This window comes from Enterobacter sp. NFIX58 (assembly GCF_900110475.1).
Lineage (GTDB): Bacteria > Pseudomonadota > Gammaproteobacteria > Enterobacterales > Enterobacteriaceae > Enterobacter > Enterobacter quasiroggenkampii.
Map to the genome: position 1 here is coordinate 803,894 of NZ_FODW01000001.1, position 13,844 is coordinate 817,737.

Consider the following 13,844-nt stretch of genomic DNA (forward strand, 5'->3'; position numbering starts at 1 on the left):
TCCGCTCTGGCATATTGACCTTAAAGTTAACTTTAAGCTTAAACTTTTTATGCGGTCAACCGGATCGTCATCTCATCAGGAGCTAAAATGCACACTATTCTGGGCGCCAGCGGGCAAATTGCCCGTGAACTTGCCCGCGAGCTTAAACGCGAATATACCGACGAAATCAGGCTGGTCAGCCGCCATCCGCAGAAAGTAAACGCCAGCGATAGCACGGTTGCAGCCGATCTCCTGGATGCGCAGCAGACGCAGGTGGCGATTAACGGTAGCGATACGGTCTATTTTACCGCCGGTCTGCCGCCTGATTCCGCGCTGTGGGAGCGTCATTTTCCGACCATGCTGGACAATGCCCTGGAGGCCACGCGTAAGGCGGGGGCAAAATTCGTTTATTTCGACAACACCTATATGTACCCCCAGAGTAACGTGCCGCAAACCGAAGAGACGCGCTTTGCGCCCCGGGGGCGGAAAGGCCACGTGCGCGCCCTGATGGCAAACCGGGTGCTTGACGAAATGCAACGGGGCGACATTCCCGTCCTCATCGGTCGGGCGCCGGAGTTTTACGGGCCTGAGAAAACGCAGAGCTTCACCAATACGCTCATTATCGACAGGCTGAAGCAGCATAAGCGTCCGCGCGTTCCGGTGCGTGACGACACGCTTCGCACCCTCATCTGGACGCCGGATGCCAGTCGCGCGCTCGCTCTGCTGGGCAATACTCCTGAGGCCTACGGGCAGACGTGGCACTTGCCCTGCTGCGATGAAAGGCTGACGTACCAGCAGTTCGTCACTCTCGCCTGTGAGGTCTTTGGACAGCCAGCGGACTACTCCGTCCTCGGCAAGTTGGCCTTCGCCGCGACGGCGCTGTTTTCGCAAGGCGCGCGCGAAATGCGCGAGCTGTTGCCCCGGTACGAGGCTGACAACCTGTTTGATTCGACGAAGTTTAAAGAGCATTTCCCTGCGTTCACCGTTACGTCATACCGGAAGGGACTCGAGAACATCTGGCAAGAGTGGAAATCAAAAGAGCCCGGTGCAGCGTAATTACGGCGCCGCGTCACCGGGAATGCGGTGTATTATTCGTGACAACGTCACATTCAAATCTCTTCTTTAGGACTATTCTGCCCGCCCCACAATCAGGCCTTACGCCATAAGGCCTGACCTCAGGTTGCCACTAGTTTCATAGGGTTACTGATTTTCCCCCTTCGCTGGAACCCTTCCCAAACGCTTGCTATAGGTCATCTACCCCTGCCGAAACATGGCATAACAACAGGCAACCGGTGGTTGCTATAACGCATGCGCACAGGGAGACACACCGCAATGCACCCATTACTCAAACTTTCGCTGCTGTTTGTCGGCGCCATTATCGTGGTTCTCGCCCTCCTCGTCTGGGGGATCGGGCTGGAGACCCTCAGAGCGCGACAGGTTGACCTGATCTATCTCGGGCAACAGCATATGATTCTGGTTTTCTCATCAATGTTCTTTGCCCTGCTGGTGGGTATTCCGGCTGGCATTCTGCTGAGCCGCCCGGCCGCGCGGGGTATCGCTGAATATGTGATGCAAATCTTCAACGTCGGCAATACGCTGCCACCGCTGGCCGTGCTAGCCCTGGCGATGGTGGTGATCGGCATCGGCGATACGCCCGCCATCATCGCCCTGTTCCTCGCCTCGCTGTTGCCGATCGTGCGTAATACCTATGCCGGGCTGTGCTCGGTCCCGCCGTCGCTGCTGGAAGCGGCAAACGGCATCGGGATGACCAAATGGCAGCGTCTGCGCCAGGTTGAGCTGCCTGCCGCCTGGCCGGTAATGCTCTCGGGGATCCGCATCGCCACCGCCATTAACGTCGGTACCGCACCGCTGGCGTTCCTGATTGGTGCCAGCAGCTACGGCGAGCTGATTTTCCCCGGCATTTATCTGAACGATTTCCCGACCCTGATCCTCGGCGCGGCGGCTACCGCCCTGTTCGCACTGATCCTCGATACCCTGCTGGCGGCGCTGGGTCGCGTGATGAGTCCCCATCTCGCTCGATAACAATAACAAGGAGCTTTTATGAGACTGTTTTCCGGCCTGACGGCACTGTGTGCAGCGGTGCTGTTCACCAGCCAGGCGATGGCGGCCCCGCTGATTCTGGCAACCAAGAGCTTTACCGAGCAGCATATTCTCTCGGCGATGACCGTGCAGTACCTGCAAAAGAAAGGATTCCAGGTTCAGCCGCAAACCAATATCGCCACGGTGATTTCCCGTAACGCGATGATCAACAAGCAGATTGACATGACCTGGGAGTACACCGGCACGTCATTAATTATCTTTAACCACATCAACAAGCGCATGTCGCCAGAGGAGTCTTACGAGACGGTGAAACGTCTGGACGCGAAGCACGGTCTGGTCTGGGTCAAGCCCGCCGACATGAACAACACCTATGCGTTTGCCATGCAGCGCAAGCGCGCCGAGGCGGAACATATCAACACCATGTCGGACATGGTGGCGAAGATTGAGCAGATCCGTAAAACCAACCCGGACAAAAACTGGCTGCTGGGCTTAGACCTGGAATTTGCCGGACGTAGCGACGGCATGAAGCCGCTTCAGGCCGCCTATAAGATGGACCTGGACCGCCCGCAGATCCGTCAGATGGACCCCGGCCTGGTCTATAACGCGGTGCGCGACGGCTTCGTCGACGCCGGGCTGATTTATACCACCGACGGGCGCGTGAAAGGCTTCGACCTCAAGGTGCTGGAAGATGATAAAGGCTTCTTCCCGAGCTATGCGGTCACCCCGGTGGTCCGCAAGGACACGCTGGAGGCCAATCCGGGCCTGGAAGAGGCGCTGAACACCCTCTCTGCCCAGCTCAACAACGACGTTATCACCGAACTGAACAAGAAGGTTGATATCGACCATCAGTCACCGCAGCAGGTCGCCCGTGATTTCCTGCGTAGCAAACAGCTGCTGTAGGAGGCGCTATGGAGACGATTCACTACATTCTGGACAACTGGGACTACCTGTTAACCCTGACGCTGCAGCATCTGTGGCTGGTGGCGCTGGCCGTGGGCTTAGCCATTCTCATCGGCGTACCGCTCGGCATTCTGATTGTTCGCCACAAGTGGCTGGCAACGCCGGTGCTGGGGATTGCCACCATCGTGCTGACCATTCCGTCCATTGCGCTGTTTGGCCTGATGATCCCGCTGTTTTCGCTGATCGGTCAGGGGATTGGCGCCCTGCCCGCGATCACGGCGGTGTTTCTCTACTCGCTGCTGCCGATTGTGCGTAACACCCATACGGCGCTCGACAGCCTGCCGCCTGGCCTGCGTGAAGCCGGACGCGGTATCGGCATGACCTTCTGGCAGCGCCTGCGCTGGGTCGAAATCCCGATGGCGCTGCCGGTGATTTTCGGCGGGATCCGCACCGCCGTGGTGATGAACATCGGCGTGATGGCGATCGCCGCGGTGATCGGTGCGGGCGGTCTGGGCCTGCTGCTGCTCAACGGCATCGGCGGAAGTGATATCCGCATGTTGATCGCGGGCGCGCTGATGATTTGTCTTTTAGCGATTGTGCTCGACTGGCTGCTGCACCGTCTGCAGGTGGTTCTGACTCCAAAGGGGATTCGATAATGATAAAACTGGAAAACCTCACCAAACACTTTTCACAGAAGCACGGCCAGACCTTTAAGGCCGTCGACAACGTCAACCTGAACGTACCCGAAGGGGAAATGTGCGTCCTGCTCGGCCCGTCCGGCTGCGGGAAAACCACCACCCTGAAGATGATTAACCGTCTTATTACACCCAGCAGCGGGACGATCCTGATTAACGGCGAAGACACCAGCGGGATGGACACCGTCACCCTGCGCCGCAACATCGGCTACGTGATCCAGCAGATTGGCCTGTTCCCGAACATGACCATCGAAGAGAACATTACCGTCGTGCCGCGCATGCTGGGCTGGGATAAAGCGCGCTGCAAAACCCGCGCCGAAGAGCTGATGGATATGGTGGCGCTGGATCCGCATAAGTTCCTGAATCGCTATCCGCGTGAGATGTCCGGCGGCCAGCAGCAGCGCATCGGCGTGATCCGCGCCCTGGCGGCGGACCCTCCGGTGCTGCTGATGGATGAACCCTTCGGCGCGGTGGACCCGATCAACCGCGAGGTGATCCAGAACCAGTTCCTGGAGATGCAGCGCAAGCTGAAAAAAACCGTCATGCTGGTCAGCCACGATATCGACGAAGCCCTGAAGCTCGGCGACCGTATTGCGGTGTTCCGTCAGGGGAAAATCGTGCAGTGCGCCAGCCCGGATGAACTGCTGGCGAAACCGGCGAACGAGTTTGTCGGCTCGTTTGTCGGTCAGGACCGCACGCTGAAGCGCCTGCTGCTGGTCTCGGCGGGCGATGTCACCGACCAGCAACCGACCATTACGGTGCGGGGCTCTACTCCGCTCCCTGAAGCCTTTGCGACCATGGATGATAACGATATTCGCGCGATTACCGTAGTTGACGAGCACGGCAAACCGCTGGGCTTTGTGAAGCGTCGCGAAGCGCGTAACGCCAGCGGAACCTGCGCCGACATCCTGCATCCGTTCCGCATGACCGGCAAAGCGGAAGACAACCTGCGTGTGGTCCTGTCACGCCTGTATGAGAGCAACACCAGCTGGATGCCGATCGTGGATGAGGACGGTCGCTACAACGGCGAGATTTCTCAGGACTATATTGCCGAGTATCTCAGTTCAGGGCGTACGCGTCGGGCACTGAATATTCATAGCGACAGCTAACCTTTCTGGCCGGGCATCGCCCGGCTTTTTCGCACGCATACCTTTTGCTAACCCCGCGATTTGCCGCCACAATATTGTATCGTCCCCGTTTACTCGCGACTCATGCAACGTCTTCATACGTACCCCGACATCCGCGCGATGTTTCGCCGACTGCTGATTGCCACCGTCACCGGCGTGCTGGCCGCGCTGGCCGTTGCAGTATTCCGCCACAGCATGTACCTGCTGGAGTGGCTGCTTCTCAGCAACGACAGCGGCAGCCTGGTGAATGCCGCCGCCTCGCTCTCACCCTGGCGGCGCGCGCTGACGCCCGCGCTGGGCGGGCTGGCTGCCGGGCTGTTGCTATGGGGATGGCAACGGCTGACCGCCCAGCGGCCTCATGCCCCTACCGATTATATGGAAGCGCTGGAGACCGGCGACGGCCAGTTTGATTACGGCGCCAGCCTGGTGAAATCCCTTGCCTCACTGCTGGTCGTCGCCAGCGGAAGCGCCATCGGGCGTGAAGGGGCGATGATCCTGCTTGCCGCCCTCGCCGCCTCCTTTTTTGCCCGGCGCTTTACGCCCAAATCTGAATGGAAGTTATGGATCGCCTGCGGCGCCGCGGCCGGGATGGCCAGCGCCTACCATGCTCCGTTAGCCGGAAGCCTTTTCATTGCGGAGATTCTGTTTGGCACCCTGATGCTGGCCTCGCTCGGGCCCGTGGTTATCGCGGCGGTAGTGGCGCTTCTCACCACGCAGCTTCTGGCACCGGGTGCCGGCACGCTCTACGCGGTCCACCTGAGCGGCATCCTCACCGCGGCCGATTATGCCCTGCTGGTCGCGATGGGGCTGGTGGCGGGTCTCTGCGGGCCACTGCTGATGTGGCTGATGGCGTTCAGCCACGGTCTTTTCCTGCGCCTCAAACTTTCGCCGCCGTGGCAACTGGCGCTCGGCGGTGCGATCGTCGGGCTGCTGTCTCTTCTGACGCCGAAGGTATGGGGGAACGGCTACAGCGTGGTGCAGGCTTTTCTGCTCGCGCCGCCGCTGCTGTCGGTCATTGCGGGCGTCTTTATCTGTAAATTGCTGGCAGTACTGGCGAGCAGCGGGTCGGGCGCGCCGGGCGGGGTGTTCACGCCGACGCTGTTTGTCGGTATGGCAACGGGTATGCTGTTCGCGCAGCTTTTCGCGCTGTGGCTGCCGGGTTCTGAGACGGCAATTTTGCTGGGGCTGGCAGGGATGGCGACACTACTCGCCGCGACCACGCATGCGCCCATTATGTCGGCGCTGATGGTCTGTGAAATGACCGGACGGTATTTTTTACTGCCCGGTTTGCTGGTCGCCTGCGTGCTGGCATCCGTGCTGTCGCGGACGTTACGCCACGACTCTGTCTACGGTCAACACGCCACCGAGGGCAGAGAGATCGATGTACTGCGCTAGTTCGCGCTGCTCGGCGCGAGGCAGATAAGGCAGCTCACCCACCAGCGGTCCGGGCAGTTTAGCGCTCAGCACGTCGATGATCTCCGCATAGTGCGCGAGGCCCGGGTTGATGCGGTTGGCCACCCAGCCCATCAGCGGCAGGCCGTCATTGGCAATCGCCTGCGCCGTCAGCAGCGCGTGGTTGATGCACCCTTCCTGGATCCCCACCACCATCACCACCGGAAGCTGTTCCTGGACCACCCATTCCGACAGCGGGCGCAGGTCGTTCATCAGGCTGCGCCAGCCGCCCGTCCCTTCGACCACCACGTGATCCACCTTCTCGCTCAGGTTCGCCAGGCCGTCGGACAACAGGGGATAGTTAATCAGGCCGCTGTGCGCCACGCTGCTCTCCTCTTCGCTTAACGCGATGGGATTGACCGCATGATAAGGCAACTCCAGTGACGAGACGCTTTGCAGCACCAGGGCGTCTTTATTACGCAATCCCTCTGGCGTCTCTTTACTCCCTTTTGCGACCGGTTTGTACCCTGCCACGCGTTTACCGCTTGCTGCCAGCGCCTGCAGCAATGCGCGGGATACGACGGTCTTGCCGACAGAGGTATCAGTACCAGTAACAAAGAAACGCTTAAGCATGACTCACTCCACCTCTTGGGTATGCTTCGAAAATATAAACCAGGTAAATAATTCAGTGGAGGAAGTCTACGGGATGCGTGCGCTACCCGGCTTGAGATAGCGCAATTTTTCTTACATCTGCGGAAAAGAGTTAACCCTGTAACAGGCGGATCAACAGCGAGCCATTATACATGGCATCTTTGACCAGCGCCGCGCCTGCCATCGTGCCCTGATTGGAAAACTGGGTGCTTTCTACCGCAATATTCCGGCTGTAGGCGGGAAGCGACTGCTGCTGAATACAGGCCGTAATCGCCGGGAAGAGGATCTCCGCCGCCTGGCTGAGCGGTGAGCCAATGAGGATTTTTTGCGGGTTGAAGAGGTTCACCATAATCGCCAGAATGCGGCCAACGTTATTCCCCACCCCGGTAATAATGTCCTTCGCCAGCAGATCGCCCTGACGCGCGGCGGCGCAGAGAGAATCCACCGTTAAGGGCTGTCCGTGCAGCGAGGAGCTCATGGACTGGCTGAGCCTGACCTGCGCCAGCTCCAGCACGCTTTCCACGCTGGCAATGGTCTCCAGACAGCCGTGGTTGCCGCAGTAGCAGCGCTTGCCGTACGGGTCGACCTGGGTGTGGCCAATTTCCACCAGGCTGCTGCTTCCGGCGTGGAGAAGACGTCCGTCGGTGATCACCCCCGCCCCGACGTTATGATCGATAACCACCTGAATCACATCCCGCGCGCCGCGGGACGCGCCGAAGAGCGCCTCCGCCATCGTCCAGGCGCTGATGTCATGCTGAATGTAGACCGGCACGCCGGTATGGTTTTTCAGCACCTCTCCCAGCGGCATCTCTTTGACATCGTCATAAAACGGCATGCGGTGGACAATACCATTTTCGGTATCAATAATGCCCGGCATGGTGATGGCAATCGCCGTTAAGCGTTCAAGCCGCTGCTGATGGCGGATAAAGAAGCGATCGATGTGCGAGACAATCGCCTCGAGGAGCGATTCCTCGGCGTTGAGCGGCAGTTCAAGACGGTCCTCTACCACCAGCTTGCTGCTCAGATCGCGCAGCGCAAGGAAGATCTCGCCGCGGCTGATGCGCAGCGACAGGTAGTGCCAGGCTTCCGTCTCCACCACCAGCCCGACTGCCGGACGGCCACGGCTGCCCGGCTCCTGAATTTCCGTCTCCTGAACCAGGTGCGCTTCCAGCATCTCGCGGACAATCTTGGTGATACTGGCGGGTGCCAGCTGTGCCAGGCGCGAAAGATCGATACGCGAAACCGGACCAAGCTGATCGATCAGGCGATATACCGCGCCAGCGTTGGTCTGCTTAATCTGATCAATGTGCCCTGGCTGACTATCAGCGACCACCTCGTACTCCCTTATTTTCGAGCTTCGAAATAAACTGTTGGCTATGGTGAAGCACTTGCATGGCTGCCGTCAAATATTTACTTAGCCATGTGATTTACTGCACATTTTTGCCCACTTTTCCCTGAAAATGCCCCCCGGCGGAGGCGTTCATCAACTGCTGTTTGAAGCGCTGTGCGGCATGGCTCTGTTCGCGATGTTTTGCCCAGACCAGCCACATCTCTGAAACGGCATCCTCTTCGGCGATGGTCACCCAGCGCATTTCGCGCAATTGTACCCTTTTAAAGGAGGCCGGAAGAATAGAGACGCCCAGCCCGGCGGCGACCAGCCCGATAATGGTCATCGCCTCCCCGACTTCCTGGGTAATGACCGGGGCAAGATCGTAGCGGCGCATCAGCCCCAGGATATCGTCATACAGACCCGTTCCGACCTGCGGATCAAAAAAGACAAACGGCTCTTTTGCCAGCTCTGCCAGCGACACCGTCGGACGCGACGCCAGCGGGTGATCGTGTGGGATCATGGCCATCAGCGGCTCGCGCAGGATCACCTCCCACGCCAGCGAGTCCGGCAGTTGGGTATTACGCATCAGCCCCAAATCCAGCGAACCTTCATTTAGCGGCGCAATCTGCTCGCGGGTATTGATCTCGCGCGTCTGAATATGAACATCCGGGAAATGGCGGCGGAATGACGACAGCGTTTCCGAGACGGCGCTGATAAACGGCGCGGACGAGGTAAACCCAATGCGCAACTCTCCGGCTTCCCCGAGATACAGCCGTTCTGCCCGAGCGGCGGCGTCCTCAACCATGCTCAGAATTTGTCGGCTGTCGATGAGAAATTGCTTGCCCGCCGCCGTCAGGCTCACGCTACGGTTGGTGCGGGCCAGCAGGCGCGCGCCGACCTGCTGCTCCAGGATCTGAATCTGCTGGCTTAACGGTGGTTGAGAGATATTCAGCCGTGCCGCCGCGCGGCCAAAATGCAGCTCTTCGGCGACGGCGACAAAGTAGCGGAGATGACGCAGCTCGATATTCATATTTCTAACGTATCATTTGAGATTATTAATATATTAGACAGAATATTTACATTTTCCTACCCTGAAGAGGTGGTCATACCCGTCACCAGAAATCACGGGGATGTTTAAGCAAGGAAACTGTGTGAGTCGTACAACTGCCATTGATATCGATCCGGCAAGCGATATCAATGATTTACCTGCAACATCGCAGCCGGTTCAGTTCATTAAACGTGGTACTCCCCAATTTATGCGCGTCACGCTGGCGCTCTTTTCCGCCGGTCTGGCCACCTTCGCCCTGCTCTATTGCGTTCAGCCGATCCTGCCCGTGCTCTCCCATGAGTTTGGCGTATCGCCTGCTAGCAGCAGCGTTTCACTCTCCATTTCTACCGGCATGCTGGCGATTGGCCTGCTCTTTACCGGCCCTCTTTCCGACGCCATTGGGCGTAAACCGGTGATGGTAACCGCGCTGATGCTGGCTTCGGTCTGTACGCTACTCTCGACCATGATGACCAGCTGGCACGGCATTCTGGTGATGCGCGCGCTGATCGGGCTCTCGCTCAGCGGCGTGGCGGCGGTCGGGATGACCTATCTCAGCGAAGAGATCCACCCGAGCTTTGTTGCCTTCTCTATGGGGCTTTACATCAGCGGGAACTCGATTGGCGGGATGAGCGGACGTCTGCTGAGTGGGGTATTCACGGACTTCTTTAGCTGGCGGATTGCGCTGGCGGTCATCGGCTGTTTCGCGCTGGCATCTGCCCTGATGTTCTGGAAAATTCTGCCGGAATCGCGTCATTTCCGCCCGACATCGCTGCGCCCGAAAACGCTGTTTATCAACTTCCGTCTGCACTGGCGCGACAAGGGGCTGCCGCGCCTGTTCCTGACCGGCTTCCTGCTAATGGGCGCCTTCGTCACGCTGTTTAACTATATTGGCTATCGCCTGATGCTCTCACCGTGGCATCTGAACCAGGCTATTGTCGGTTTACTCTCGGTGGCTTATTTGACCGGTACGTGGAGTTCACCAAAGGCCGGGGCGATGACCGCCCGCTATGGACGCGGCCCGGTCATGCTGTTCTTCACGGCGGTGATGCTGGTCGGCCTGCTGCTGACGCTCTTCTCCTCCCTGTGGCTGATTTTTGCCGGCATGCTGCTCTTTTCTGCGGGGTTCTTCGCGGCCCACTCGGTCGCCAGCAGCTGGATTGGCCCGCGCGCGCGTCGCGCCAAAGGTCAGGCATCGTCTCTTTATCTGTTTAGCTATTACCTGGGGTCCAGCATCGCCGGGACGCTCGGCGGCGTCTTCTGGCATAACTACGGCTGGAACGGCGTGGGCGGGTTTATCGCGCTGATGCTCTGTGCCGCACTGCTGGTGGGCGCAAGTCTTCATAAACGTCTGAAATAATATGCTCGCGGGGGATGTCCGTTTCCCTAAAAACGGCACCAGCGTACTGGTGCCGTTTTTCGTTCAGGAATCCCAGGCCTGTTCTATCTTACCGGCTTCAAACTGCGGAGGCGGTTTTCGGAAACGGCGCGTGAGCCATGTCAGGTAAAGGATCCCCAGTGCCGCCCAGATGAGGCCAAGCGTCAGGGACGTCGCTTCGAGGTTTATCCACAGCACGCCGACCGTGACGGCACCAATGAGCGGCAGCAGGAGATAGTGGAACCGATCTTTCCACGTTTTGTTCAGCCCCTTACGCCGCCAGAAATGGTTGTACACCGAGAGATTAACAAACGTAAACGCCACCAGCGCGCCAAAGTTGATCAGCGCCGTCGCGGTCACGAGATCAAAGTACAGGGCCGACAGCGCCACTATCCCAACCATAATGACGTTCAGGGCCGGCGTACGCCATTTCGGATGCACGTAGCCAAACACCCGCTCCGGAAAGACGTTGTCACGTCCCATCACATACAGTAAGCGCGAGACGCTGGCGTGCGAGGCCAGGCCTGAAGCGAGCGTATTCACAAACGTGGTACACAGAAACACCGACTGGAAAAGCTTGCCGCCCACGTACAGCGCGATTTCCGGCAGCGCGGCGTCCGGGTTCTTGAAGCGGGCGATCGTCGGGAAAAAGAGTTGCATGAAAAACGAGGCAACAATGAATATCAGCCCGCCATACAAAGCGGTGAGGAAAATGGCTTTGGGGATCACCCGCGCCGCGTTTGGCGTCTCTTCCGACAGCGTGGTGACCGCGTCAAAGCCGAGGAAAGAGAAGCAGACGATAGTCGCACCGGTAATAATCGGGATCAGGTGAGCGTTCTCGCTGATAAACGGCTGGAGCGACCAGACGGTGCCGACGCCCTCCCCCTTATGCAGTCCGTGCACCACGAGGATGACAAACACCACCATGATGGCGATCTGCACCAGCACAAACAGGGTGTTGAAGTTGGCGACCAGATTCACGCTCTTCAGGTTCGCCAGCGTCAGGATCGTCACAAACCCCACCACCCAGACCCACGGCGGAACTTCAGGGAACAACGCGGAAAGGTAGATCTTCGCCAGCAGCACGTTAATCATCGGCAGGAAGAGATAGTCCAGCAGCGATGACCAGCCGACCATAAAGCCTAAGTGGGGGCCGATCGATTTCTGCGTGTAGGTATACGCAGAGCCCGCTTCCGGGAACTGCCGTACCAGTTTGCCGTAGCTGATGGCGGTAAACATGACGCCAGCCAGCGCCAGGAGATACGAGGCGGGCACGTGGCCGTTGCTGATACCGGACACAATGCCGAAGGTATCAAACACGGTCATAGGAGTGAGGTAAGCCAGCCCCATCATGACAACCTGCCAGAGCTTGAGGGAACTGCGCAGCCGGGTTCTTCCGGCCATGCGCGGCGAGTCAAGAGAGGTGTTAGTCGCCATAAACCATCCCCCCCATGCTTACCGTGGTTTGCAATCGCGCTGTCCTTAACGCAAACCTGCTTAGCAAAGGGGGAAGTTGTAAAGAACACACGCGATCGTACCAGCGCACCGTCTCTGGCTCGCACTCACAGCAGGCGCCTGACTGGCCCCCTTCGCCCTGCGGATAGTTGAACATCTGCATCATTTCCTACCTCGTCACACAGTGTCGTTAAGAAAATCCCTGTGCCGCCTGCGCTCCATAACGCGACTCCCGGGAGATAGCTGGCGTGCCAGCAAACAGTTAGGCCAGGCTCCGCGCAGGCCGTTTGGTGATACGTATGAGATGAAACAAAGCGGCCCCTTACCGGGGCACGTCATCAGGCGTTTTTGAGCATCCACTCAATTTCAGTTTCGGTAATCAGGCGTTCAAACTGCAGTAATTCATCATTTTTGCAGGCGTGATAGACGTGGCAGAAACGTTCGCCCAGCCGCTCGCGAAGGCTATCGTTTTGCATAAATTCCCACAGCGCATCGCTCTGACGAATTGGGAACGGCAGTCCGTCCTGCTCCAGACCATTGCCTTCCACTTCTTCCTGCAGGGGTAAATCGTTATCCAGGCCATGTAAAATACCGGCAAAAATCGCCGCCATCACCAGATACGGATTCGCGTCAGCGCCCGCCACCCGGTACTCGACCCGATGGTTATGGCGATCGCCGCAGGGGATACGCAGGGCAACGGTGCGATTATTGTGTCCCCATGACGCCTGCGTCGGCACGTACATTCCCGGCTGGAAACGACGGTAGGAGTTGACGTTCGGTGCCAGCAGCGCCATGGACGCAGGCATCAGATCGATCATCCCGGCCAGCGCGCGTTTCAGCAGTGCGGAATCCTCGCCGTTGGCGTCTGCGAGCACGTTTTCGCCTCGGTTGTTTTGCATGCTGATGTGGATATGCATCCCGCTGCCCGCATGCTCTTCATACGGCTTTGCCATAAACGTGGCGTGCATCTTATGTTTTTCCGCCATCTGCCTGACAAGACGTTTTAGCGCCAGCGCATCGTCGCAGGCATCGAGCACGTTTTCCGTATGGTGCAGGTTTATCTCAAACTGGCCCGGGGAGGCCTCAGCCACTGCCCCGTCAGCGGGGATCAGCTGCAGCTGCGCCAGTTCGTCAATGTCGTTCAGCACGTCAGCAAAATGGTTAAGATTATCAACCGAGTAGACCTGACTCTGCGTGTTGCGTACGTCGGTGCCCGGCGCGCAGGGTGGCTGCAGATAGCCGTCGGCATCGCGTTTACGGTCAAGTAAATAGAACTCCAGCTCTACCGCTACCACGGGGAACAGACCGCGCTGGCGCAGCTGCTGCCAGAGTCGGTTGAGTACGTTCCGCGGCTCAACGTCAAAGGGAGCGCCATCTTCATCGACCATGGTGAGCTGCACCTGACCAATGTATTCCGGGTCGGCGGCGGACGGTGTCAGGGTGCCCGGTACCGGCACGCAGATGCAGTCCGGCTCGCCGAGCTCCTGCCCCAGGCCCGCCTCTTCCACGACGTTACCCAGAATGTCCATGGCGAAAACCGATGCCGGGAAATAGCAGCCTTTTTCAAGCTTGCTCAGTCCGGCAACCGGGATGCGTTTGCCGCGAAAACAGCCGTTCAGGTCGGTCAGGAGGACATCAATAAACTGGGTGTCAGGATACTTTTCTAAATAGCGCTTCACTTCCTGCGTAAAGGCGCTGCCCCGCCTCTCATCCGTGTGCTGCACAAAGTTCTCAACTTCTACGATATTGGTTTCCATGATTTACCACCGTTTTTGGATTTGCGTTCGCTGCTCTGGACTGTCAAATATAATGTCCACCCTATCGAATCTGT

General features: G+C 58.5%; 12 protein-coding genes. 7 read left to right on the forward strand and 5 right to left on the reverse strand.

Annotation, left to right across the window (positions count from 1 at the left end):
- The first annotated feature begins 87 nt into the window (after nt 1-87).
- The 6 genes from BMW97_RS03895 (at nt 88) to clcB (ending at nt 6,157) form a co-directional block, all read left to right on the forward strand.
- Nucleotides 88-1,035 carry an NAD-dependent epimerase/dehydratase family protein gene (locus BMW97_RS03895; protein WP_045910389.1) on the forward strand — a complete coding sequence of 316 codons (948 nt, stop codon included), beginning with the start codon at nt 88-90 and terminating at the stop codon, nt 1,033-1,035.
- A 276-nt stretch (nt 1,036-1,311) separates the two neighbouring features.
- Complete coding sequence (gene osmY / locus BMW97_RS03900; RefSeq protein WP_045910388.1) at nt 1,312-2,022, forward strand: osmoprotectant ABC transporter permease OsmY; 711 nt, start codon at nt 1,312-1,314, stop codon at nt 2,020-2,022.
- An 18-nt stretch (nt 2,023-2,040) separates the two neighbouring features.
- On the forward strand, nt 2,041-2,940 hold the full coding sequence (osmX, locus tag BMW97_RS03905; RefSeq protein ID WP_090392550.1) for an osmoprotectant ABC transporter substrate-binding protein OsmX: 900 nt from the start codon (nt 2,041-2,043) through the stop codon (nt 2,938-2,940).
- Nucleotides 2,941-2,948: 8 nt separating this feature from the next.
- Nucleotides 2,949-3,596, forward strand: a complete 648-nt coding sequence (osmW, locus tag BMW97_RS03910) for an osmoprotectant ABC transporter permease OsmW (protein WP_014169860.1) — start codon at nt 2,949-2,951, stop codon at nt 3,594-3,596.
- A complete protein-coding gene (gene osmV, locus BMW97_RS03915; RefSeq protein WP_045353850.1) occupies nt 3,596-4,744 on the forward strand; it encodes an osmoprotectant ABC transporter ATP-binding protein OsmV in 1,149 nt (382 codons plus the stop codon). The genes osmW and osmV overlap by 1 nt, the downstream gene beginning before the upstream one ends.
- Before the next feature lie 102 nt (nt 4,745-4,846).
- The gene (clcB, locus tag BMW97_RS03920; protein ID WP_065365952.1) at nt 4,847-6,157 is read left to right on the forward strand and encodes a voltage-gated ClC-type chloride channel ClcB; all 1,311 of its coding nucleotides are present in this window, start codon (nt 4,847-4,849) and stop codon (nt 6,155-6,157) included.
- Here the strand turns inward: clcB and bioD are convergent.
- The 3 genes from bioD to BMW97_RS03935 all read right to left on the reverse strand — a co-directional run bounded on the left by bioD (nt 6,092) and on the right by BMW97_RS03935 (nt 9,165).
- Nucleotides 6,092-6,787 carry a dethiobiotin synthase gene (bioD, locus tag BMW97_RS03925; protein ID WP_045910385.1) on the reverse strand — a complete coding sequence of 232 codons (696 nt, stop codon included), beginning with the start codon at nt 6,785-6,787 and terminating at the stop codon, nt 6,092-6,094. The genes clcB and bioD overlap by 66 nt on opposite strands.
- Before the next feature lie 130 nt (nt 6,788-6,917).
- Nucleotides 6,918-8,138 carry a sugar metabolism global transcriptional regulator Mlc gene (gene mlc / locus BMW97_RS03930; protein WP_045910384.1) on the reverse strand — a complete coding sequence of 407 codons (1,221 nt, stop codon included), beginning with the start codon at nt 8,136-8,138 and terminating at the stop codon, nt 6,918-6,920.
- 94 nt (nt 8,139-8,232) lie between these two features.
- Entirely contained in the window at nt 8,233-9,165 is a 933-nt protein-coding gene (locus tag BMW97_RS03935) for a LysR family transcriptional regulator (RefSeq protein ID WP_045910383.1), read from the reverse strand.
- 121 nt (nt 9,166-9,286) lie between these two features.
- Between BMW97_RS03935 and BMW97_RS03940 the strand changes: the two genes are divergently transcribed.
- Nucleotides 9,287-10,540 (forward strand): MFS transporter, encoded by a 1,254-nt coding sequence (locus BMW97_RS03940; protein ID WP_045910382.1) that lies wholly within the window; start codon nt 9,287-9,289, stop codon nt 10,538-10,540.
- A gap of 63 nt (nt 10,541-10,603) precedes the next feature.
- Here the strand turns inward: BMW97_RS03940 and BMW97_RS03945 are convergent, their stop codons facing one another.
- Nucleotides 10,604-11,995 carry an APC family permease gene (locus BMW97_RS03945; RefSeq protein ID WP_008502450.1) on the reverse strand — a complete coding sequence of 464 codons (1,392 nt, stop codon included), beginning with the start codon at nt 11,993-11,995 and terminating at the stop codon, nt 10,604-10,606.
- A 356-nt stretch (nt 11,996-12,351) separates the two neighbouring features.
- Nucleotides 12,352-13,770 (reverse strand): glutamine synthetase family protein, encoded by a 1,419-nt coding sequence (locus BMW97_RS03955; protein ID WP_008502452.1) that lies wholly within the window; start codon nt 13,768-13,770, stop codon nt 12,352-12,354.
- Nucleotides 13,771-13,844 lie beyond the last annotated feature (74 nt).